We start from the raw sequence: 23568 nt of genomic DNA on the forward strand, positions 1-23568 counted from the left end.
TTGAAAATTTTTCTCACAAATAATTCTTTCTGTGTTCTCCGTGCCTCTGCGGTTAATTTATCCTAAAAAATAGAAAAATGTGCTTAGGAATCCCCGGACAAATTATAGAAATTACCAACGTTAACCATAAATTAGCCATAGTTAACATTGGTGGTGTTAAGCGCGAGGTAAATATTGCTTGTATCGTAGATGAACAACATTCCCCTGAAGCTTGTATTGGGGATTGGGTATTAGTACATGTTGGCTTTGCTATGAATCGAATTAACGAACAAGAAGCGGCAGAGACATTACAACTATTCCAAGAATTAGCAGCAGCACAAGCAGGGATTAGTACGTGAAGAAGGCAGTAGGTTTAAATCTAGATGAGGCTTCTCTAAAAGACGTTGCACAAACGCGGTTCGTTAAAAAACTTTCTACCACAAAAGCGAAATTAACAGATACATAAAACTCATTACACCTCACTTCCTATGAAATATGTTGACGAATTCCGCGAACCGGAAAAAGCTGAAGCCATACTCCGCGAAATCGCCAAATTATGTCGCCAGCTAGAAAAACCCATCAAAATCATGGAAGTATGTGGCGGACATACCCATTCCATATTTAAATACGGTATCGAAGAAATTTTACCCCAAACCATCGAACTAATTCATGGGCCTGGTTGCCCAGTATGCGTTATGCCAAAGGGGAGATTAGATGATGCGATCGCAATCTCCCAAAATCATAACGTCATTTTTGCCACCTTTGGCGACGCCATGCGAGTTCCCGGTTCCAAAACCACTTTACTGCAAGCTAGGGCACAAGGTGCAGACATCCGTATGGTGTACTCTCCCCTAGATAGCCTGCAAATTGCCAGAGATAATCCCGACAAAGAAGTAGTCTTCTTCGCATTAGGCTTTGAAACCACAGCCCCCAGCACCGCCTTCACCATTCTGCAAGCAGCAGCCGAAAAACTTCATAACTTTAGTATGTTTAGCAATCACGTCCTCGTGATTCCCGCCCTCAAAGCACTATTAGATAATCCCGACTTACAACTAGATGGATTTGTTGGCCCTGGCCATGTCAGCATGGTAATTGGCAGTGACCCATACCAATTTATTTCCCAACAATATAATAAGCCGATAGTTGTCTCAGGATTTGAACCCTTAGATATTCTCCAATCAATTTGGATGCTATTGCAGCAGTTAGTAGAAAATCGTTGTGAAGTTGAAAACCAATATAACCGAATTGTAGAAAAATCTGGGAACACAGTAGCCCTGCAAGCCATAAATAAAGTTTTCGCCATCCGAGATAGTTTTAATTGGCGCGGCTTAGGTGACATTCCCTATTCAGGATTACAAATCAAACCTGAATATGCTCAATTTGATGCCGAACTTAAATTTACCATTCCTAATCTTAAAGTAGCCGACCATAAAGCTTGTAAATGTGGAGAAATTCTCAAAGGAGTCTTAAAACCTTGGGAGTGCAAAGTCTTCGGTACAGCTTGCACGCCAGAAACACCAATTGGTACTTGCATGGTATCTTCCGAAGGTGCTTGTGCAGCCTATTACAAATATGGGCGACTCTCCACAATTGTCCAAAAACCAAAAATAACTCAAGAACCTCTCCCCGCCTGCGGCTTCTCCTCAGAATAATACTCAGCGTCCCTCTGCGCTTTCCTCGGCGTCCCTTTGCGTTTAAAAAAATTTTAATATGAATATTTTCCCCACAAACCCAATACAAAATCCCCTATTTCAGAAAATAGAAAAAGTCCGCCGTCGCCAAACTAAAGTGCAAGACACTCATATAACTCTCGCACATGGCAGTGGTGGTAAAGCCATGCGTGATTTAATCGACGATATCTTTATCAGCAATTTTGATAACCCAATTCTCTCACAACTAGAAGACCAAGCCAGCTTCAACTTAGCCCCTCTCCTACAACAAGGAGACAGACTTGCATTTACAACAGATTCTTATGTAGTAGACCCCTTATTTTTTCCCGGTAGTGATATAGGAGAATTAGCCATAAACGGCACAGTTAATGATTTAGCTGTCAGCGGTGCTAAACCTTTATATTTAACTTGTAGCGTAATTTTAGAAGAAGGATTACCTCTAGAAACCTTACGCCATGTCGCAGCCAGTATGAACGCAGCCGCAAAAAATGCTGGTGTTCAAATTGTCACTGGTGACACAAAAGTTGTACCTCGCGGTGCTGCCGATAAACTCTTTATTAATACTGCTGGTATTGGTGTCATCCAGCGAGGAGTTAACATTTCTGCTCATAACATTAAACCTGGAGATGCAATAATAATTAATGGTGAAATAGGCAATCATGGGACAGCAATTTTAATTGCCCGTGGCAAATTAGCCTTAGAGACTAATATTGAAAGTGATTGTCAGCCGTTACATAGCTTAGTAGAAACTATTCTTCATACATGTCCCCAAATTCATGCTATGCGAGATGCTACGCGCGGTGGTTTAGCTACAGTCCTAAATGAATTTTCCCTCAGTTCCGATGTGGGAATTCGTCTTTTTGAAGAATCTATCCCAGTGTGTGAAGAAGTCAACGGAGTTTGCGAAATTCTCGGTTTAGACCCATTGTATTTAGCTAATGAAGGTAAGTTAGTTGTGGTGGTTCCAAAAAAGAATGCTGAAAATGTTTTATCAGCTATGAAATCCCACCCAGCAGGCAAAGATGCTTGTATTATTGGCGAAGTTATTACCTCACCCCCAGGTATCGTTTTACTAAAAACAGCTTTTGGTGCTGAAAGGATTGTTGATATGTTAGTAGGCGACCAATTGCCACGAATTTGTTAATCTTTAATAGATTTTATAATATGCACGAGTTTGGAATTACCCAAAATATTGTGGCAATTGTGACTGAACACGCCAAAAGCGCAAAAGTGCAGCGAGTTTTATTAGAAATTGGCAAACTTTCAGCCATTATGCCCGACGCTATCCGATTTTGTTTTGATATTTGCACTCAGGGTACAGTTTTAGAAGGGGCGACATTAGAAATTTTAGAAATTCCCGGTTTAGCAAAATGTCGCCAATGCGGTGCAGAAGTTTATTTAGATAAACCGTTCGGAATCTGTAATTGCGGTAGCGTGCAATTAGATTTAATTACTGGTGAAGAACTGAAAATTAAAGAAATAGAAATAGAGGAACTATGTGTGTAACCTGCGGTTGTTCTGATGATGGCGAAACTAAAATTACCAATTTAGAAACAAGTGAAGCTGAACATCACCACCATCATACTCATACTTTACCAGATGGGACTGCGATCGCTCACTCCCACAGTCACGATACTCATATAGAAGCGTCTCAAATTCATGCCAAAATACACAACACAACGGTATCTTTAGAACAGGATATTTTGGCAAAAAATAATTTGATAGCAGCCCAAAATCGGGGATGGTTTAAAGGTCGTAATATTCTCGCTTTAAATTTAATGAGTTCTCCCGGTGCTGGAAAAACAACTCTTTTAACGCGAACTATCAATGATTTAAAACATCAATTATCTATTAGTGTCATTGAAGGCGACCAAGAAACTGCTAACGATGCCAAAAAAATTAAAGAAACAGGTTCTAAAGTCATCCAAATCAATACCGGAACAGGCTGTCATTTAGATGCCTCAATGATAGAAAGAGGTTTACAACAACTGAATCCGCCATTAAGCTCAGTTGTGATGATTGAAAATGTTGGAAATTTAGTTTGTCCAGCCTTATTTGATTTAGGAGAACAGGCAAAAGTCGTGATTCTTTCCGTCACGGAGGGAGAAGATAAGCCGCTAAAATATCCGCATATATTCCGTGCTAGTGACATCATGATTCTCACGAAAATCGATTTGCTACCTTACCTGCAATTTGATGTTCAAAAGTGTATAGAATATGCTAAAAAAGTAAATCCCAAAATTCAGATTTTTCAGGTTTCTGCAACTACTGGTGCTGGGTTAGAAAATTGGTATGCATGGCTAACTGCATCATTATAGTAAAAACTCTGCGCCCCTTTGCGCTTTCCTTAGCGTACCTCTGCGTTTAAACTAAAACCTGTCAAATTAAGTCAGTGACTTACGAAATTCCTCTGGAAGTTCATCAAAACTGGAAGTATTTTTTATAACAAGTTTTTTTACCAGTAAATCAATCACAAAGTCGCTGTAGTTCCTCAACTGTATTTAGGGTTTTGATAGCCTGTTGAATCACTTTTAATCGCTGTAAATCTGTGATTTGGTAAATGATTGGCATTAAATCTAAGCCAGGAGTCCCAAATTTAATCTCCAGTGCCAATTCAATACCTGAATATAATTCCTCTCGTCGTCCACGTGCTTCCCCGCGTGCTTCTCCGCGTGCCTCCCCGCGTGCTTCTCCTTCACGTAAAATTTCTTGATACCAAGGCGATTCACGCAACACAGTCATATCCCACCTCATGATTTCTTGGACTAGGGTACTCTCTATTACAAACGTAGCAAAAAAAGCCAAAACTGTTTCAAGTTGATTTAATTGTTCATCCTGACGCAGAATTTGCAAGGCTTCTCGAATTACAATCTCGTTTTCACCGCCTTTGAGGATGGGTACAAATGGAATTAAGGATGGTAATGGTGTTTCAAAGACAGTATTTACATCAACTTCCCATAGGTTAATCACCCGATAATCTTGAGTTGCTCTTAAACCTGCAACATTTGATGTATATGTTGTAGGTATTTCTGTGTTAGTTCCTTTAAGAATGTTGATTAATACCGGATAGGTAGGTAAATTATATTTTTCTTCAGCTAGAGCTGCATAAGCACGCATCCGTCGTGGCATTTCCGGTTTATAGCGCAGTTGTAATTCATTGACAACTAGAAATTTTCCATACTGCGGATTCTCGACACGGATAAGTACATCACTTTCTCTACTAACCCACTGAAATTCTGAGTTGAGAATTTCACCTACAATAACATCGGGAATTTGTGTTACCCATTTTACCCAGTTATCGGGCGCAAGACTGATTAGGCGTTTAGTGCTGATATCAGCAGGTTTGGACATAAGCAAGTAGATAAGTTTAGATAATCGCTACTGCACTTTTAATTAGACTACCACTAATACCAATTCAAAATTCAAAATTCAAAATTCAGAAAGCCAGACAAAACAAAGGTTTGGGAGTATATATCTGTCACATTCTTTTTTCAAATTGGTATGAATATGGACATTGCGATCGCCTAAATATTTCCGTATCAAAACACAAAAATTAGCCTAATTTCTAGTAGTTATTTCTACTTTGATAAATAAATGCATATCATTAAAAAAAGGGATTTTATCTATCATAAAATACAACACCCTGCACTTTAAAAGTACAGGGTGTTAGACAGCGGTAAAGATGATTCCCAGTTTCTATTTACCTCAAAGCCAATCTCGATAAGCTGATATTTCATTTACGCTAATTTCAAACGGCGTTCCTTTACCGAATGGCGGATAAACGCGGATTTTACCATTGCTAGCAAACCGCTCTAACCTATTACCCAACTGGGGAATATTGCTGACAATATGCCAGTAAGATACTAAGTCAGGGCAATCAATAATTAGTGTGAGGATGTTAGCATTTGTTGTGAGATACCATTGACAATTAGATAACAGTACTCGCGTAATGCGATCGCAAGCTAGATAAAAGCATCTGCCAGCAGACTGTTCTAGCTCCATTTGCAGCATTCCATCCTCTTTAGTTACCTCAGCGGGAGGTAAATCATCGGGAGGAAGCAAGTATAGTTTAGAAGACATAATTTCGCACCTCTTGGTTGTAGCGCGTCAAACTCTCTAGGTTTTTTTGCAAATCCGCAGACGAGGGTTTGAGTGCTAGCGTACCTAAATTTAATTCGTCCTGAAATTTCTTGATTTTGTCTCGACAAGTCTCCACATCACCGATAATTGAGTTCTCAATCAAATAATCTTCATCGAAACAAATATTTGTGCGGTCGAATGGTTTTTGGTTGGGATTCGGATTATTCTGCAATAATTCAGCCGAATTAGCTTTCATTTTTTGGCTAAATTTGCGAACGAAAGGTAACGCTTCACTCACCGCCTCGTCAAATGTTTTGCCAATAAAAAAGAAGCGTGCCAGCACTAATTTTTCCGCACCACTAGAATTTAAGGCTCGATATTTGGTAACAGTATCCTTCAATCTTTCTAAAGAAAATGGCGGCCCACCCATCAAGCTGAAGGAATGTTTAGCAGCAAGCTCGATACCGTCATCACCACCAGTGGCAACATACACTGGTATTTTACTCTGCAATGGTTTCGGATAAATTGTCAAGCGATCGCATTGATAATATCGCCCATTAAATGATACATCAGTTTCATATAAGAGCTTTTGAATCAGTGCGATCGCCTCTAGCATCTTGGGACGGGATTCACTTGGGAGTGTCGCAAAATGCTTGTTTTGTTGAGGAAAGGGGCCGCCTTTGGCAACTCCAAATAATAATCGTCCATTGCACAAGTTATCCAAAGTGGCAACATCTTCCGCCACCCTAATGGGGTTATGGAATGGCAGCAACACCGCCGCAGTGCCTAATTGGATAGTTGAAGTCAATCCCGCCAAGTGTGCCATTAACACTAACATGGACGGGCTGAGATTAGATTCACTAAAATGGTGTTCACTCACCCACGCTTCCTCAAAACCTAAGCTTTCTGCCTGTTTTACCAGTGCAACTTGCTCAAAGATGGCACGACGAGCATCTTGGTGAAAATTATCGTAATTGCAGAAAATTCCAGTTTTCATTACTTGCGTTGATACTTTATATTCACCGTAGGTGCTGATTATTCTAGTGGTCGATAGGTTTGTAGTAAGCACTTTAGTGCTTAAATATTTGAGGAATAAAGTCCTCTCTACAAAAGCATTTACCCCTCTCAATTAATGCGATGAATCACTAAGTTGCAACCCACTGCAACTCCAACCATAGGCGTGGGTTGTTCTCTTTGACCTTCGACATCGGATCGCGCAACAATCGCTTGGCATTCATACAGACAACCTGGATTAAACCCATGTTGTCTGCCACTTCTCTGAGTATTTCTTTTTGAGCTTGCACACAGGAAATCATTTCGTCAGAGCAATAAATTCCTATATATTGCAAACGTCTAGCAGGTCGTCCCCAAAAACAGGTGATCACTTTCACATAACACCCATCCAGCAATTCTCCAACTTGCGGGTAGTAATGGTTGACGACTCTTGTGAATTCTTTGGCTAAGATATCTTCAGCAATCATTGGAACTGATATTTCTGTAGCGTCCATCACGCTATTTAATATAACATAATTTTATCAATTAAATATGACAAAATAGCTGATTAAGCTTAAATAAAAACTTAAATACTATATAAAAAAAGAGGTGTACCTCATTTGGTATCACCTCAAATTTGCGTAAAGCACCTTTAGATTAAAAATTTGTAATTCGTAATTTGTAATTCGTAATTATATTTGCAGACTCGCCAACGTAATTATGCTATATATAAATTATGATTTGAACCATAACCATAATAAATAATACAACTTTTAGAGGTCGCTGACTCTAAGTCTTGATTTAATTACAAATTATTGTTGAATTCTAACTTTTGAATTGTTAATTATTAACGAGCATTGCGTTCACAAACTAAGACTTCTGCTATGATATCCGGTACATTTACAAAGTCCGTAAATCCTTCAGAACCCCGGATTGGTGAAATAAATGTATAGTTTGGATCGCACGCTCCAGTGTCATATACTTGAATAAACCACCTATCAGGGAATCCTTCTATACCTAGTTCCACAGTGTACCAACTCTCGCCAATCAGGCGAGAGCTAAAGATTGTGAACCACTCTCTGTTCTCTTCTGAAATATTCCAGTCTGCCATGAGCAGTTCTAAAGCTATTTGTCCCGCATCCGTTGAAGTCAACAACATTTTTACTCCTTATTTGCAACTTCAGGATTTGCAACTTCAGTATTGGTAACTTCCGGGTATAAACCTAATTCTTTAGCTAGTTCACGCGCCACAAAAAATAAAAATTTGGCACCATCTTGATTGCCTTCATGGGCAAACATAGTAGCTACTTGTAACATTGTTTCTACTAAACCGGAATCAATCAATTCGGGCTTAGATTCCAAAATCTCTGGTTCTTGACCATTAGGACATCTAAGTAACTCATCAATCAGATTAAAATACAAGCTTTGGCGTTGTTCTTGGTCTGTCATGGTAATTTTCTTGATTTTAGTAAATTGTGAATAAGTTACTGTTCGATACTTTGGTGCCACAGTCTTTCCAACATTTCAACTTGTTCTCTTAAAACAGCAGCACGATGAACTAGATATCTGTCGTAAAAAAGAATCCCTAACCCAACACAAATCGGGGTTAACAAGAAGAACCATTGCAGGATAGTGGCAAATTTATATTGTTCAGCAACAGCAAGCATTTGATGAACCACATTACGATCGGAGGATTGAATGCTAGTCTGAGGGGAATGTGTACCCTCTGTCTGGGGAGCCAAGGCGGGAGCATCTGTAGTTGTGTTGTTAACTTCGTAAGCTAAATTCTGAGATTTTACTAATTCCAGATGTCGCTCCCAAATTATGCCAAATACTACTAGTCCTGGTGAAAGCACTGCTAAGGTAACGACGCAAACTGTAAAAACATTTAAAAGTTTGGCTTTCATCTTGGCTCTCCCTTGCTAGGTAGTATGCACCCAGTAAGAAAATATCTTTTACTGTTTATCTAAAGTAGTTATATATCTCTACCTTTTAAACAGTTTTGATATTAAAATATGTGTAATCGGTAATTTTTACAATCATTAGTTGCCAGTTATTTTTCTCGTTACTACTGACTACTGACTAATAAAAAGTTACCACCCTTTTCACAAAACATAGGATTATTTAGTCAGAAAGAACGCACTTGATTCGGGAATCTGGTTTCATCCTACTCTCAAAAGGGAGATTAAGAAGTCCCCCCTAGTTCACTAAGCTTTCGCTCAGGAATGTTGGGGGGTAGAGGGGAATCTCTGCGTAAATCCTATACGATTTATATCAGCCGCTCTCCACCAAACAGTTTACCCCAGCCCTGTTAAGATTATTAAATTGATTAGAATAGTACTCAAAGCCTATAATCCCTACCTGATAAGTCTTATAAAAATTCATTGGGGTATGGGTGCTAGTGTTTTTTGGATGGGGTTCTAGTATTTTCGAGGTGGGGTTCTGGGGTTTTTGCACTCAATCTCAAAGCAATGTAGGCAATGGTTAAAGACTGTTTTAGATGCAATTTTGAACTGACAAAATCTGCACTCAGAAAAAAATATTAATGTCTTGTGATAAAGATAGACTAACAAGTGAGGAAAAGCAATTAATTATTTTGAAAATAAATTAGATTTTCAAAATAAATAGAAAACAATGAAAAAAGTTATTCATATATACAGAATTAAAAAAAGTAATCTTAACTGAAGAGATAATAATCAGCAATCTCAAATGGTAAAATAGAAGGGTGGTAAGCTAGCCGTTTGTTGAAGTCGCAATCAATGGGGACATCTAATAAAAGTTCTTTCTAAACTTTAATGTTTTGTGGTTTAGTTAAAATATATAGGATATGGATTTATTGGCATTAAACGGCAAAATAAATACATCAAAGCTTATTGTTATAAGTAAATACTCTGTACTAATATTTAGGATTTTAGGGGTTAAATAATGCGGATTGCTCAAGACGTAACAGAACTGATTGGACGAACTCCTTTAGTTCAACTGAACAAAATTCCTCAAGCTGAGGGAGTAGTTGCAAGAATAGTTGTTAAATTAGAAGGCATGAACCCAGCGGCTTCGGTGAAAGACCGCATTGGGTTAAGTATGGTACTCTCAGCAGAAGCCGCTGGCTCAATTTATCCAGGAAAAACCATTTTAGTTGAGCCTACTTCTGGTAATACAGGAATTGCTCTAGCAATGGTAGCAGCTGCGCGTGGCTATCGGTTAATTTTGACGATGCCAGAGACTATGAGCCAAGAACGACGGGCTATGCTTAGGGCTTATGGTGCTTCTTTAGAGTTGACACCAGGAACTGAGGGAATGCGGGGAGCAATTCGCAAAGCCGAAGAAATTGTGGCTAATACTCCCAATGCTTTTATGCTGCAACAGTTCCGCAACCCTGCTAACCCCAAAGTTCACCAAGAAACCACCGCTGAAGAAATTTGGGCAGATACAGACGGGGAAGTAGATATTGTCATTGCTGGGGTAGGTACTGGTGGAACGATTACTGGGATTGCAGAAGTACTCAAACAGCGCAAGCCGACTTTTAAAGCGATCGCAGTTGAACCTAGCAATAGCCCAGTCCTCTCTGGGGGTGAAGCCGGGCCACATAAAATTCAAGGTATTGGCGCCGGATTTATCCCAGATGTTCTTCGCCTAGAATTGGTTGATGAAGTAATTCGAGTCAGCGATGAACAAGCGATCGCTTATGGGCGCCGTTTGGCAAAAGAAGAAGGCTTATTGTCTGGAATATCCTCTGGTGCAGCTTTGTGCGCTGCAATTCAAGTCGGTAAACGAAAAGAAAATGCCGGACGTTTAATTGTGATGATTCAGCCTTCCTTTGGCGAACGTTATCTCAGCACACCCATGTTTCAAGATTTGTCTTTAGAAACTGCTGGCGTGCGTTAAGCAAATAGGGGGACAAGAGAACAACAAATCATCTCTGTCCTTCTCATTTGGCTCTTATATAAATTAATACAACTTACTTTTGGAAGTGCGATCGCATCCCATATTACGTTATTAGTGCTTCTAACTCTTCGGCACTCCCACAACTGCGTAAATATTGTTACGCTCATTCTCCTTAAAAACAGTGGGATTCTTGTGCGGAATTTGCTTATCTTGGGTTGCCCCTATTACAGGTCTTACAGTTCGTGCCTACCCAAATATAGACATAGTGCTTCTGGGTTGAGTGCAATACAGACCTCACAAAAACAGCCCTTACCCTGACAAAAAGATTTATTTTATCGAAACTCTTGCTGTCTCCGTGGGTAAAGATTAACATATCTGTGGACAGAAGCAATATCTCGTTCAATCAACCATAACAATAGTGAAAACCTTGTGCTGTCTATTTTAAATCTTGTTTAGCACCAGTTAACTTTATCTGCATATAGTGACTTAAGACCATTACCTGCTAGGTTATAAATCAGTACAGACTATACTATAGAAAATTTAGTCAAAATCCTTTACAGCTTTAAAATCAGAGGTATCAATGATTATAACTAATTTTAGCAAACAAAGAAATGAATTTAAGGAATCTAAAGTACTCAAAGCGAAACCACATTGGCAAGGGCAAAATTTGAGCGATGCTGCTGTCAAAGGTAAAGATACCAAGATGCGAGATCCTGCACCTGATAGTTTGATTTTGAATAACTTAAATCGTGGTCGAGTTGCGATTTTTATTGATGGCTTAAGCCTGTTCCATACAGCCTTACAACTCGGCATAGAAATTGACTACGTTAAATTGCTTTGTCATTTAACCAGCGGTTCCAGACTATTGCGTGCTTTCTTCTATACTGGGGTTGATATCAGTAATGAAAAGCAACAGGGTTTTCTCTTATGGATGCGTCGCAATGGCTATCGCGTAGTGGCAAAGGAACTCGTTGTACCAACAGAGAATTTCAAAAAATCAAATCTGAACGTAGAAATTGCTGTAGATATGATAACTTTAGCTCCCTACTATGATACAGCGGTTTTAGTCAGTGGCGATGGAGATTTAGCTTATGCTGTGAACGCTGTCAGCAGAATGGGGGTTCGGGTGGAAGTAGTCAGTTTGCAAACAACGACTAGTGAAAGTTTGATTGATGTTGCTGACTGCTTCATTGATCTAGATAGTATTAAAACACACATTCAAAAAGATTCTAATCTTGGCTATAGTTATCGCACGTCGTCAAATTCAAACCTCTAATGAAGAGACGGAGAGTGGGAGACATGGGGACGCAGTGTAAAGATATCCCCGTGTCCCCGTGTCCCTGCTCTGCCAATTTTGCTCGACCCTATATTTCAGATGGATATTTTAATAGTTGAAGATGAACCAGAAATTGCTCGTTTAATCGAACTCTCTTTAGAAAAAGAAGGATTTTTTTGTCGCACTAGCCGCGATGGACTAAATGCTTTGCGGATGTTTCAAGAGCAACCACCGGATTTAATCATTCTAGATTTAATGATTCCTGGTTTGGATGGATTGGAAGTTTGTGCCCGAATTCGCCAGAAACCAGGTACAAAAGATCCTTATATTTTAATGCTCACGGCTAAGGGTGAAGAAATCGATCGCGTCATTGGTTTATCTACTGGTGCTGATGATTATATGGTCAAACCCTTTAGCCCCAGAGAGTTGGTAGCTAGGGTGCGGGCACTATTACGGCGTAGCCTCCGCCAAGGGGGACAACATCAAGTCAATCGTACCCAACACTTTATTGTCGATGTAGACCAGCGCACTGCCAGTCGCCAGATGAATTTTCAAGAAGTTGAAATTTTGGACTTAACTACTCTAGAATTTAACTTGCTAACCACTTTTGTCAGTAACCCTGGTCGAGTTTGGAACCGCACTCAACTAATTGATAAACTTTGGGGAGATAATTTTTTTGGCGATGAACGAGTTGTAGATACTCATGTAGCTCGGTTGCGAAAAAAGATTGAACCCGATCCGGCAAATCCAACTTTTATAAAAACTGTTGTTGGCGTGGGCTATAAATTTGAAGATCCTCTGGTAGCGTAAATGTTATGAAGATGGGGCTGAGAGGGCGCCTATTTTTCTCCCATTTAGTAGTAATGATCGTGGGGGTAGCTAGTCTGGTGAGCATCAGTAAAATCTCTTCTCCCCGCTTATTTGTCTTGCATTTGGAAGGATTAGAAAATCAGGGGTTCAACTTAATTGATGTCCGTGCTGAATTGGTTACAGGATTTGAACTTGCTTGGCAGCGCAGCACTATTTGGTCAGTCTTAGTCGGTAGTACCGCCGCCGGAGGATTGAGTTACTGGGTGTCCAGACGGATTATGCAGCGATTGACCGAGATGGAACAAATCACCCAAAAATTTGCTGCTGGTCAAATGGATGCACGACTACCTGTGTCTGATATTCCAGAACTCAGTGGACTTAGTGCTAGTTTCAACCGAATGGCTGCTAGTTTAGAAGGGGTAGAAGCGCGGCGGCGAGAAGTAATTGGAGACATGACCCATGAACTACGTACACCATTAACTGTGGTGCGCGGTTATTTGGAAGAACTGGCTGATGGGGAAATTGAAGCGTCTCCTGAAATCTATCGGCGTTTAGCTAAAGAAACTAGGCGCTTAGAGCGGTTGGTGAACGATTTACAAGAACTATCTAAGGCAGAAGCAGGTTATCTACCAATTAATATCCAAAGGGTAAATTTGCGTCCATTGTTAGAGTCATTAGTGGAGAAATTTACCGACCAACTATTGGAAGATGGGCCAGTTATGCTCTTGCAATGTCCATCTGTGCTACCTCCTGTATTGGCAGATATTGACCGCACGGAACAGGTATTAGTTAATCTGCTAGGTAATGCAGTTCGTTATACTAACGAAGGTTCAATTACCATTGCTGTTGAGGCTGAAGCATCTCAACTCTGCATTGCGGTTAGTGATACAGGCATTGGTATCGCTCCAGAAAATTTGCCTCATGTGTTTGAGCGTTTCTGGCGAACTGACCAATCGCGCGATCGCCATTCGGGAGGCACTGGTATTGGCTTAACTATTTCCCGTCGTTTGATTGAATTACAAGGCGGTCAAATTCAAGTAGAAAGCGAATTGGGAGTTGGCAGTACGTTTCGGTTTTTTCTGCCTTTGGCTTGAGTTGAGCTAAAAAACTTTGAGTCTGAGGGATTGACACAAGGTAGTCATGGCTGTGTCATACCCAATTGCTAATTTGAAAGTATCCAAAATTCTAGCTTGTTGATGAATGCCAGGATTTTAGAAATGCATAGAGTATAACATTATGTCTACTTTTATTTTGGCTGCTTTTTTGGTTAGTTTACTCAGTGCTTCGGGTTATGCTGCGATCGCCTACCTGTTCCCTCAAAATCGTTCCCAAGATTGACTAATCAAAATAATTCGTAATTCGTAGTTAAAAATTGAATTACGAGCTTGTCCTGAGCGTAGTCGTTGGCGCAACGTCTCGTAGAGAAGTATTAGTAATTAGTTAATTTCCTTTCGCAATAATTCTGGAATTTGAGAAGGACGTTCTGCTACTGGAACTTCCGCTTCTTTTAAAGCAGCTAATTTACTTTGGGCTGTGCCAAAGTTAGGATCGCGGCCGATAACTGTTGCTAAAGTCCCGGTTTGACGCCAACTTTTTCCTGGTGGTGCAAGTCTTCCTGCAATGTAGGCAATTACTGGTTTATCAATTGCCTCAGCAATATAACGCGCGGCTGCTTCTTCACTACCACCGCCAGGTTGACCGACTAAAACGATCGCTTCTGTGGTTTCATCTTCATCGAGAATTTGCAGCCATTGCAAAAACGAGGAACCAACGATCGCATCACTACCAATACTGACACTAATCGACTGCCCTAAACCTGCTTTTGTTAGTTCATAGGCGATTTCATAGGTGAGGGTGCTGCTACGACTAACGATACCCACTCTTCCAGGGGTATAAAATTCGCTGGGTTGAGTCCCTAAGAGAATTTTTCCCGGTACGATGATCCCCGGACTATTTGGCCCGATTACCAAAGTTTCACAAGCTTCGGCTTTGCGGAGTAATTGCACCATATCCAAAGGCGGCACGCCAGCAGTAATAATAATGATCTGGCAAATATTAGATGCGATCGCTTCTAATGCCGCATCTAACACGTCGTAAGGATCTACACAAATAATCGTCGTGTCAATAGCCCCAAATTGTTCTGTTACTTCCTCTACTAAATCAAGTACTGGCAGTCCATGCAATTCCTGCCCGCCGCATCCAGGATTAACACCAGCTACTAAATTCGTGCCATAAGCTTTCATTTGAGCGACATGAGTGCTTGATATAAATTCACAAAAGCCTTGAATTAAAACTTTACTTTCTGGCGTTAGGTTCATAAAAAATTACCGTAAATTTGGCAACCCAGCGCCTTAAAATACTGGGCATAAAAACGACACATTTACAGTGTCGTATTGATTCAATTTTTACTGAAATTCCAAAAATTAGTCTGGAAGCTGAGTGCTTCAAAAGTGAGAAAACGCGCCTCTAGATAGGAATATCCAGTTTGAATGTATTAAGCTAAAAAACATCTAATTTGCATAATCGAATTAAATATAACTCTTGTGGGGTGGGCATCTTGCCCACCCAGCTTATGCAATTAAAATGTGGAACAGTTTATAGAATTTAGTTCCAGAAAGCAAAGCTGTACTTAATTTGAGCATTAAATTAAACAATTTATACCAGACGGTAAAAACTAATAATTTTTGATTTTTGGATTGGAACAAAATGACATTCACTATCTTTTATTAACCGTTGGTTTAGCAAGGAGAACTGCTGCTGCCACTGCCTCATCTAAATTTTCTACCACAACAAGCGCATCGGTGTGGGTTTTTAGTGTCGTCAAATATTTTCTCGCAGTGTTAAATTCGGAACCCGCAAGACGGACAACTAAGGATGGAAAATTAAGCTCTCGCCGAACCTTACTACCATTAGAACGTACAACTTGTGATTGAAGTTCGCTGTTGTCTTGCTGCACAACTCTAGCTATAACTTCAGCCACTTCCTCAGTTTGCGGAATGCTACCCAGAAAGTTAATCAGTATTACTTGAATGCTTTTATCAGCCTCTAGCATTTTCAAACCTGTTTCTAGGCGATCGCGGAAGGTAGTTGGTGTAGTATCTGTAAGGAAAGCATGACGTAGATTCAAACAAACACCTGGATTGCCACCAGCATTCGCAACTAAATCTAAAGTTGCCATCACTGAACCAGTACCATTGCCTAAAATACCGATTTTTCCATGCATTTGCACACCATCCCAGTCGCCCAAAATACCATTGATTTCAGTAGTGGTATGACGACTGATAATTTTTGCTGCCATCTCGGCAAGATCGGGATGACGCTTGATCGACCGTTCGTTGACCCTGACTTTACCATTAAGAGCCATAACTTGACTAGTAGTACTGACTGCCAAGGGATTAATTTCGACTAAATCCAGGTCTTTTTGGACAAATAAGTGGTACATCTTCTCCACAACGCTGCTTACTGACTGCATCAGCGTCCCTTGCAAACCCATTTTCAAAGCCAATCTTCGCGCATAAAATGGCGAAAATTCCTGTTCCACAACAACGTAGTGCATTCTTTCCCCAGCTGATTCCCAATCGATGTCTGCTTCTTTGCAACCTAAAAGTACTGGTCGGCAGACAGCTGTATCTAAAACTACTGCTAGATAAAATTCTTGGTTGGCGTCGTATCTAGATTCTGCCAGTACAACTTCCGGCAATTCGCCCCATATTGGTAAACTAAAGATATTTTGAGCTGCTGCGATCGCATCGATAGTCGTTTGGGCAAACCTGACTCCACCCGCTTTTGCCCGTTCTGCTCCGTGGACTTGAGATTTCAGTACAATTGGAAAGCGAATTTTTAACCGTTTTAAATCTGTAGGATGGTCAATTCGTTGTGAAGGCAATACCGGAATGCCTATCTTCGCAAACCATTCTTTAACTTGGTACTCTAATAAATCCATTGATACACCTTATATTGACACTTTCCAAGATTTTGGTTATTCCTGTCTTGATATTTTGCAGCACCTTTATTGCAGAATTAACCTTTTTGCAGCTATAAAAAATTATTTTTCACGGATCAATTTTATCGAATTGAGCAAATGAAGCATATTAATTTTGATAGTTAACTTGTTTGTGGCAGAGCCACAACACATAATTAATCTCCTCAGCAAGTTTCCCAGCATAGAAGATAACTAGCTTTTTTGTCAAAGCCCTCTGACATAGCATCTTTTTCTTAACCTTTAGATAATTTGGCAAAAATTGCTCTGCAAGTAGAATTTTGCAAAGCAGCAGCTTTTGTGAATTTAATTATCGCAAAGTAATGCAGTGAAAATACTCAAACCTTCTATTATTCCCATTTTTTATTTGTAATTTATATCCGAGGACAGATTATTTAATTTTGCATCTAGCGATGGAAAAATGTATCGCTACGAACAATATTTCCTTTTTTAATTTTTGGTGAAAAGTCAGAATTTGTGTTAGAAAGTTGGTCGTTCAGATTCTCAGGCTGTGGTTGGCTAAATTGTGCATTTGCATTCAACAAACCTAAAAAGTTCATTTCATCCCCTTAAAGATAATCAAAACAATATAGAAGTTCAGCGGGAAAGCTCTATGAAAGTAGCAGTCCAGCAGGAAGATTTACAGCTTTTAGCCAAAACTTTGCAAGAACAATTACTTGTAGAAGTCTCAACGGCTGAAGTCTTCGAGGTTAAGTGCGTCGTCAATAAAGGCGAGCTAATGATTTTAACGCAACACGCGTCAGATGTAATCGTTGATGCTCAACTAATTTTTGCAGTCATTGAGGAGGTACTTCAGTCTTTAGCACCCCACAAAGAGCAGCGGGTGCAATGTTTCCTCAGAGTTTTTGGCGAACAACTCCCTTATACTAAATGTTTCTTGGCGTTGAAGCCGACGGAGGGATGGGTAGCAGAGGGAGATGAGGAAGCACAAGAAGATGAGGAAGTAATATCCCCCTCATCATCTCTGACATATTCTTTATCAATCAATGAGAGCGAAGAAGAAGAACTCTTTGACCCGTTTGCAGATGTGTCGAATTTGTCGGCTTCAAAGCCAGGATTCCAGGTTAAACCTATCCTCCTGGGTGCAGTGTTGGTGGGAATTATAGTTTTAGGTGGTGGTGCTTACTTATTGACTCGCCCTTGTGTGATGTCTGAGTGTCAAGAAATACAAAACGCCAAGCAATTAAAAACAAAATCTCCGCAACTGATGCGCCGCGCTAAGTCTGAAAAAGAATTAGTTGCTGTACAACAGCAACTTGCAGCAGCCAGCACAGACCTGAATGTAATTCCTAGTTGGTCGCCTCGTTACCAGCTGTCACAGGAACTAAAAGCAAGTTTGTCTGGACGAGCAGAAAAAATCAATCAGGTGGTCAAAGCTTTGCAGACGGGATCTTTGGCGACACAAAAAGTTCAAACTCCAGCATCTAGCTTAGAGGAATTACAAACCAGGCAACACTTATGGCGACAGGCTATAGCGCCACTAGAAAGTATAAGTTCGAGTAGTGAACTCTATGGGCTGGTGCAGGGTAAATTACTGAATTATCGTGTTCGTTTGCACGCTGTAAATCAACAGATATTTATTGAGGAAAAATGGCTGAAAAAACTAACAGCGGCAAAAGGTGTAGCCGTTGCAGCCGAGAAACGGGAAGCTACTGCTAAATCCTTAAATGATTGGCAAAAGGCGCAGTCTACTTGGCTGGTAGTAATTAATACCTTGAATACTATTCCCCGAAATAGCGTTGGATACCAAGAAGCCCAAAAGTTGTTGGTAGGCTATAAACCTAAATTAGTATTAGTACGCGATCGCGCTACTAAAGAACAATTAGCTATTAAAACCTACCAACAGGCCTTTAGCACTGCCAAGCAAGCCAAAGTTTATGAACAACAAAACCAATGGCAAGCAGCGGCGATATATTGGGAGCAGGCTTTGCAAACGGTTAAAAAAGTTCCCCAAGATAGCTTGTACTACACTCAGGCTCAGTCTCTCATCGAACCCTATTCAGCTGCACTCAAACAAGCACAAGAAAAACTACAAGTTGTTAGTAGTTTGCAACAAACTCGCACTGACTTGGATAAGACCTGTACTAATGGAATTCAGATTTGCACCTTTAGCACGGACAATGCAGAAATTATTGTCAGACTAACCCCTGAGTATGACCAAATAAGGCAAAATAACTTGGCCAATCCTTATTCTAAGAATTCGGATACTGCTGTTGATGTTACCAATCACTTGCAAATCTTACGCGAAGCCTTAGCCGTAATTGGTGAAAATGCCAATCTATCCCTTTTTCTTTATGATTCCCAAGGTCAGGTAATTTATACGCGGACTTTAGGCGGGTAAGTAGTATCCCCAGTGAAGTATAAAGGATGAATTGTACATTAACTAATTATTTGTCAATTTAACAAAATATTGTCACAGATTTCAAATACCTAAAACCCTGACATAGTAAGGATTATGTCAGGTTTTTTCCTATTTAAGGATGTACAACATTTTTCAAAGCGGGCGATGGGACTCGAACCCACGACGTTCACCATGGGAAGGTGACATTCTACCACTGAATTACACCCGCAGATTGCTAACATAAACTTAGTAGTCAAATAAAATATACCACTATTTGCAGCTGTTTTCAATTGCCTAGAACATACACCACTCTAGCAAATACTGATGCATGAGTATACGGCTGTTCAGATTGAAAAATCTTTTTAGCTAGCTGATGACGGCACTTACTACTATATTTAACTAAAGAACAATGTCCTCGCCTCGCTCCGTGAAGCGAACCTCTTTAATATTCCATTGAGAATTGCTCGTTAGGGTTTTGCGGAGACTGCCAAACAGAGCAAACTGTTCACAACTAGAAAGAGAAGTTATTTGCCGCTTTGACTCAGGAGATATGCGTAAATCAACTGTAGCAATGCCATTTTTAATGTTGACACGATACCCAGACAAGCTAAAGTCGCTTGTATCTCGTTTTTCTAAGATTTTACTCACTACATTTGTCACTGGTTCTTCGGCTGGTACTGAAACCTTTTCTGGAATTAATTTTTGACACTGAGTATCACTTGTGTATAGTGTTACGCTAGTTGTTTTGGCAGTGGCAACCTTAGAAGTTGATGAGGAAGGCGTATTTTCCTTAGAAGATTCTTGATTAGGAGATTTTTCTCTTAACTGAGCTACGCTAGGAATTTGGCTGGGAGACTGAGAAGGTAGGCTATTCGTTGGTGCTGGTGCTGTGGTAGGGTATGAGGTTGCGCTGTCAATATTACCTGCGGTCGGGTTAGAGCTACAACTACCGAGGCTCAAAACCATTGTCACAAAAATAGGGGGTAAAAAATATCTCTTGATTGTGTTCATAAATTTTGCTTATAAATGATGTTGTTATCGATTTCAGTGTCTTTGGTATCAATTCCGTATAAATTTGTGAATATTGAGCCAGTCTATAAAGTGTCAACCCGAAATCTTTTAAAGTCAAATTTTATACTATTTACCAAAATTACAACATCTTCTATTCAAGGAGCGATGTCTGACGACAAGCCGCTTTGTGTCTATGTCAATTCCAAAAAGCTTGACTAAAACAAGTAGGGATACAGTAAACCAGAGAATTGCTGCAACCAGTAGCACTGCATCTACGCCTGCGGCTTGTACTAAATAAATTTGGCAAGAGTAAAATCAACTCCTTGTACAGTATGGGTAAGTTGTCCTGCCTTAGAAAAACTTGTGCTTTTAGATTACTGATTCAAAGCAAATTACTAGTTTTCACTACTTTTTTGCTTAGTCAATTGCTGTACTAATAATTGTACTCCCAAAGCCAATAAACCAATTGCCACTATACCAAAAATCCCGCTACCTAAAGCAACTACACCAACAACCAGAGTGCGGACAGCAGAAGAAATCTTTACCACCAATGGATTGATTGAATGGATCGGTTTACTAGCAAAATTTGTCGCGATCGCAATCATCAGCGAATACGCTGCAAATCCCATTCCTCCAGAAATCACCGCCCCAGTAAAACAGCGTAACGGGCTAGCTGTCACCGATTCTTTAGCATCTGTTTGCGGCGTTAGATTTTGGTCATTCATAATATTTTAGATTTTAGACTTTGTTGTGAGCGCTCAGTTGAACGATTTTAGATTTTGGATTGCAGCATTAGGAACAATTTTTATTCTCAACTAATCATTATTAAAATTGCATCTTTGCATTTTTTTAGTGATTTGAACTATGCAACTTAAAAGCTCATCAGCTTATTTCCCATACTCCATTAACGATAAAGATTTATTTAAATTGACGATGCCACCTGAATACCATGTGTAATTGTCCGAGTCACAAACAATTCTAAGTCTTCATCAACAATTGCTTCCCTGACTTGCCGCAAAACTAGTTCTGCCTGCTGTTGTGACTCAAAAAGAGCAAATACCGTTGGCCCAGAACCAGACATCATTGTTCCTAAAACGCCTTCCTGATTAGCAAATACTTCTCGCAACCGCAAGACTTGCGGATAGGCTGGCAATACCACGCGCTCTAAATCATTATGCAATTTTTGGGCAATTTCTCTCGTATTTTTATCCAGAATAGATTTTACTATTGCTCCTGAATGAACTGCATTAGCACGCGCTGCCAAGTTGCCGCTATCTCTAATATAAGAATTACCAAACTGGTGTCGATATGTTTTATATGCCCAAGGGGTGGAAACTTCCAGACTCCGGTATTTTCCCAATACTATATATATGTTATCTAAACTCGGCAGAGGAGAAAGTTGCTCACCCCTACCTGTTGCGATCGCAGTTCCACCCGCTACACAGAATGGGACATCTGAACCGAGTGTACCTCCCAACTCCTCTAATTCTGACTGAGTTAACCCCAACTTCCACAGTAAATCTATCCCCACCAACACAGCTGCTGCATTCGTCGAACCTCCAGCCAATCCAGCAGCTACAGGAATCTGCTTGTTGACGGTAATCTCAACACCCCCATATTTAGCAAAGGCTTCAGGAAATTGCCTTACCACTAATTCTGCTGCTCGGTATGCCAGATTACTTTTATCTGTCGGTACTTGTGGGTGGTTGCAATGAACCCTAATGGTATCAGTGCTAATGGAACGCACATCAATTTGGTCTGCAAGCCCGATACTTTGAAGTATCATGGCTAACTCGTGATAACCATCAGGGCGATCGCCAATAATTTCCAGATATAAGTTGATTTTAGCAGGAGCAATTAGACTGTAAGAACGCATTTTTTGGAGTGGGGAATGGGAAATGGGGAATGGGGAATAAAGAAAGGGGAATGGAAAAAATTTACCTTGTTCCCTACTCTCTACTCCCTACTCCCAATTCATTTGCTAAAATTACCCATTGCTGAACGCTGAGGTCTTCGGCTCTGGCTTGGGGATTTATTTTTAATTGTTCCAGTAAGTGGCTCAAGCGATCACGTTCTATAACTGATTGCAAATTATTTCGTAACATTTTGCGCTTGGCACCAAATCCCAACTTTAAAAAATTCTCTAATTGTCGGGGATTAAGTGCTGGTATTTCTATTTTTCGGGGGCGCAATCGCACCACTGCTGAATCGACTTTTGGCGGTGGATGGAATGCGGCCGCTGGGACTGTGCAGATTAACTCACACTCAGCCAAATACTGTACCCGTACACTCAATGCCCCAAAAGCTTTTGAGCCTGATTTAGCATAGAACCTTTCTGCTACTTCTTTTTGTACTAGCAACACTATTGAGTCAAATGGTTCAGGGTTAGGGTTGGCGATTGTACCCAGTAGTTTCTCAATGATTGGCCCTGTAATGTTGTAGGGAATATTGGCTACTACCTTATTCGGTTTTAGGAAATTGGGAAAGGCTGCCAGATAAGATGGTAAATCTAGAGTCAGAAAATCGCCTTGCAGCAGTAAAAAATTTTCATTCTTCCCAAGCTGCTTTGACAACAGTTGGCATAAATCGCGGTCTATTTCTACTGCAACTAAAGATTGCACTAAGGGTAATAAACGACGAGTCAGAATGCCAGTTCCAGGGCCAATTTCCAGAACGCGATCGCCTTTGGGGGAGCGATCGCTTTCTGTACACTCTGCTGCTTTAATAATTGCGTCGAGTGCCTTTTCACTTTTGAGCCAATGTTGAGCAAAGACCTTACGCGGTCGGATCATCTGTATTTCTTGCCTAGTCTATTTTTTAGCTTTTTCTCAAAAATTCATTATAAATTTTGAAGCCCCTTTACAGTGTCAGACTCACTGTAACGCCTATCTTCTCTTTCAAACCCTCCACGAACGTAGTGATGGCGATCGCGTTAATGTCCATATAATAAACGTTACCTGTAGGATGGAGTCTTAAACCGCAAGCTCCACAATAACTATATATATATCGTTCGTTCGAGCATTTGGATTCAGGACAAATCGCTCTAGCAAGACTACCTCGTGCCTTTTTCTATAATCATTAACTATAATCACTCAACCTGCATCAGATCCCATTTAGAGACAAGCAATATCCATTATTCACACAGTCAGGTTTAGCCGCTTCGTTCTCGTCTTCCTTTTGTTGCTTAACCCATTAACCTGAAAGCAAGTCCAGTCAAGCGATTTGCCCTTTTAGAAAAAAAATAAATTTACCCCTTGACAAACTAGGGGATGACTAGTTACTCTAGTTAAGTGGAAAGGCAAAAGAAGCCAACCACCGCTGAACCTGAAAAACATAATACTTTGAAAGCTTAAGAAAAAACCAATCCTCGTCAAAAGATTTTATTTTTGGGATTCCCCAAAAAGTTAATCGAAATTATAGATAGGATTCCGGGAAATATTTTTTTCGGAGCCACAAACTCGAAACACAACAAAACGGAGAGTTTGATCCTGGCTCAGGATGAACGCTGGCGGTATGCTTAACA

Annotated in this window: 23 protein-coding genes, 1 tRNA gene and 1 pseudogene; 10 read left to right on the plus strand and 15 right to left on the minus strand. The window is 40.2% G+C overall.

What is annotated here, in order from left to right; genetic code table 11:
• Positions 1–77: 77 nt before the first annotated feature.
• The 5 genes from RMY16_RS21475 to hypB all read left to right on the plus strand — a co-directional run bounded on the left by RMY16_RS21475 (position 78) and on the right by hypB (position 3967).
• Positions 78–338 (plus strand): HypC/HybG/HupF family hydrogenase formation chaperone, encoded by a 261-nt coding sequence (locus RMY16_RS21475; RefSeq protein WP_322667932.1) that lies wholly within the window; start codon positions 78–80, stop codon positions 336–338.
• Between the two features lie 129 nt (positions 339–467).
• On the plus strand, positions 468–1631 hold the full coding sequence (gene hypD / locus RMY16_RS21480; RefSeq protein ID WP_322738081.1) for a hydrogenase formation protein HypD: 1164 nt from the start codon (positions 468–470) through the stop codon (positions 1629–1631).
• A gap of 58 nt (positions 1632–1689) precedes the next feature.
• The gene (gene hypE, locus RMY16_RS21485; RefSeq protein ID WP_322738082.1) at positions 1690–2793 is read left to right on the plus strand and encodes a hydrogenase expression/formation protein HypE; all 1104 of its coding nucleotides are present in this window, start codon (positions 1690–1692) and stop codon (positions 2791–2793) included.
• Positions 2794–2813: 20 nt separating this feature from the next.
• A complete protein-coding gene (hypA, locus tag RMY16_RS21490) occupies positions 2814–3155 on the plus strand; it encodes a hydrogenase maturation nickel metallochaperone HypA (RefSeq protein WP_322738083.1) in 342 nt (113 codons plus the stop codon).
• Positions 3146–3967: a hydrogenase nickel incorporation protein HypB gene (hypB, locus tag RMY16_RS21495; RefSeq protein WP_322738085.1), complete on the plus strand. Its 822-nt coding sequence runs from the start codon at positions 3146–3148 to the stop codon at positions 3965–3967. The genes hypA and hypB overlap by 10 nt, the downstream gene beginning before the upstream one ends.
• Positions 3968–4115: 148 nt before the next feature.
• Here hypB and RMY16_RS21500 read toward each other — a convergent pair whose 3' ends face one another.
• From RMY16_RS21500 to RMY16_RS21530, 7 genes are all read right to left on the minus strand, one after another.
• Positions 4116–5000 carry an Rpn family recombination-promoting nuclease/putative transposase gene (locus RMY16_RS21500; RefSeq protein ID WP_322738086.1) on the minus strand — a complete coding sequence of 295 codons (885 nt, stop codon included), beginning with the start codon at positions 4998–5000 and terminating at the stop codon, positions 4116–4118.
• A 354-nt stretch (positions 5001–5354) separates the two neighbouring features.
• Positions 5355–5729, minus strand: a complete 375-nt coding sequence (locus RMY16_RS21505) for a hypothetical protein (RefSeq protein ID WP_322738087.1) — start codon at positions 5727–5729, stop codon at positions 5355–5357.
• The gene (locus tag RMY16_RS21510) at positions 5719–6726 is read right to left on the minus strand and encodes an LLM class flavin-dependent oxidoreductase (RefSeq protein ID WP_322738088.1); all 1008 of its coding nucleotides are present in this window, start codon (positions 6724–6726) and stop codon (positions 5719–5721) included. The genes RMY16_RS21505 and RMY16_RS21510 overlap by 11 nt, the downstream gene beginning before the upstream one ends.
• 148 nt (positions 6727–6874) lie before the next feature.
• Positions 6875–7237: a hypothetical protein gene (locus RMY16_RS21515; protein WP_069068421.1), complete on the minus strand. Its 363-nt coding sequence runs from the start codon at positions 7235–7237 to the stop codon at positions 6875–6877.
• Positions 7238–7569: 332 nt separating this feature from the next.
• Positions 7570–7881 (minus strand): hypothetical protein, encoded by a 312-nt coding sequence (locus RMY16_RS21520; RefSeq protein ID WP_292753940.1) that lies wholly within the window; start codon positions 7879–7881, stop codon positions 7570–7572.
• 2 nt (positions 7882–7883) lie between these two features.
• Positions 7884–8171, minus strand: a complete 288-nt coding sequence (locus RMY16_RS21525) for a hypothetical protein (protein ID WP_322738089.1) — start codon at positions 8169–8171, stop codon at positions 7884–7886.
• Positions 8172–8206: 35 nt separating this feature from the next.
• A complete protein-coding gene (locus tag RMY16_RS21530; protein WP_322738090.1) occupies positions 8207–8629 on the minus strand; it encodes a hypothetical protein in 423 nt (140 codons plus the stop codon).
• 1018 nt (positions 8630–9647) lie between these two features.
• On the opposite strand from RMY16_RS21530, the gene cysK reads away from it, so the two are divergent.
• From cysK to RMY16_RS21550, 4 genes are all read left to right on the plus strand, one after another.
• Entirely contained in the window at positions 9648–10607 is a 960-nt protein-coding gene (gene cysK, locus RMY16_RS21535) for a cysteine synthase A (protein WP_322738091.1), read from the plus strand.
• Between the two features lie 580 nt (positions 10608–11187).
• Positions 11188–11883: an NYN domain-containing protein gene (locus RMY16_RS21540; RefSeq protein WP_322667943.1), complete on the plus strand. Its 696-nt coding sequence runs from the start codon at positions 11188–11190 to the stop codon at positions 11881–11883.
• 99 nt (positions 11884–11982) lie between these two features.
• On the plus strand, positions 11983–12693 hold the full coding sequence (locus RMY16_RS21545) for a response regulator transcription factor (protein ID WP_322667944.1): 711 nt from the start codon (positions 11983–11985) through the stop codon (positions 12691–12693).
• A gap of 5 nt (positions 12694–12698) precedes the next feature.
• Positions 12699–13787, plus strand: a complete 1089-nt coding sequence (locus RMY16_RS21550) for a HAMP domain-containing sensor histidine kinase (protein ID WP_322738092.1) — start codon at positions 12699–12701, stop codon at positions 13785–13787.
• Between the two features lie 342 nt (positions 13788–14129).
• Here the strand turns inward: RMY16_RS21550 and RMY16_RS21555 are convergent, their stop codons facing one another.
• Both RMY16_RS21555 and RMY16_RS21560 read right to left on the minus strand, forming a co-directional pair.
• Complete coding sequence (locus RMY16_RS21555; protein ID WP_322738093.1) at positions 14130–15011, minus strand: CoA-binding protein; 882 nt, start codon at positions 15009–15011, stop codon at positions 14130–14132.
• Between the two features lie 398 nt (positions 15012–15409).
• Positions 15410–16636, minus strand: a complete 1227-nt coding sequence (locus RMY16_RS21560; RefSeq protein WP_322738094.1) for a succinate--CoA ligase subunit beta — start codon at positions 16634–16636, stop codon at positions 15410–15412.
• Positions 16637–17285: 649 nt separating this feature from the next.
• On the opposite strand from RMY16_RS21560, the gene RMY16_RS21565 reads away from it, so the two are divergent.
• Positions 17286–19034, plus strand: a complete 1749-nt coding sequence (locus tag RMY16_RS21565; protein WP_322738095.1) for a hypothetical protein — start codon at positions 17286–17288, stop codon at positions 19032–19034.
• Between the two features lie 157 nt (positions 19035–19191).
• Here RMY16_RS21565 and RMY16_RS21570 read toward each other — a convergent pair.
• The 6 genes and pseudogenes from RMY16_RS21570 to rsmA form a co-directional block, all read right to left on the minus strand.
• Positions 19192–19263, minus strand: a tRNA-Gly gene (locus RMY16_RS21570).
• A 170-nt stretch (positions 19264–19433) separates the two neighbouring features.
• A complete protein-coding gene (locus RMY16_RS21575) occupies positions 19434–20045 on the minus strand; it encodes a sporulation/spore germination protein (protein ID WP_322738096.1) in 612 nt (203 codons plus the stop codon).
• A gap of 243 nt (positions 20046–20288) precedes the next feature.
• Positions 20289–20385, minus strand: a pseudogene (locus tag RMY16_RS33095) (indole-3-glycerol-phosphate synthase TrpC); the annotation flags it as partial.
• 55 nt (positions 20386–20440) lie between these two features.
• A complete protein-coding gene (locus RMY16_RS21580) occupies positions 20441–20770 on the minus strand; it encodes a DUF3082 domain-containing protein (RefSeq protein ID WP_292739837.1) in 330 nt (109 codons plus the stop codon).
• Positions 20771–20967: 197 nt separating this feature from the next.
• Positions 20968–21921, minus strand: coding sequence for a 4-(cytidine 5'-diphospho)-2-C-methyl-D-erythritol kinase (gene ispE, locus RMY16_RS21585; RefSeq protein ID WP_322738097.1), 954 nt, complete (start codon positions 21919–21921; stop codon positions 20968–20970).
• Positions 21922–21994: 73 nt separating this feature from the next.
• The gene (gene rsmA, locus RMY16_RS21590) at positions 21995–22837 is read right to left on the minus strand and encodes a 16S rRNA (adenine(1518)-N(6)/adenine(1519)-N(6))-dimethyltransferase RsmA (RefSeq protein ID WP_322738098.1); all 843 of its coding nucleotides are present in this window, start codon (positions 22835–22837) and stop codon (positions 21995–21997) included.
• Positions 22838–23568: the final 731 nt, after the last annotated feature.

The organism is Nostoc sp. DedQUE12b (assembly GCF_034530835.1).
GTDB lineage: Bacteria > Cyanobacteriota > Cyanobacteriia > Cyanobacteriales > Nostocaceae > Nostoc.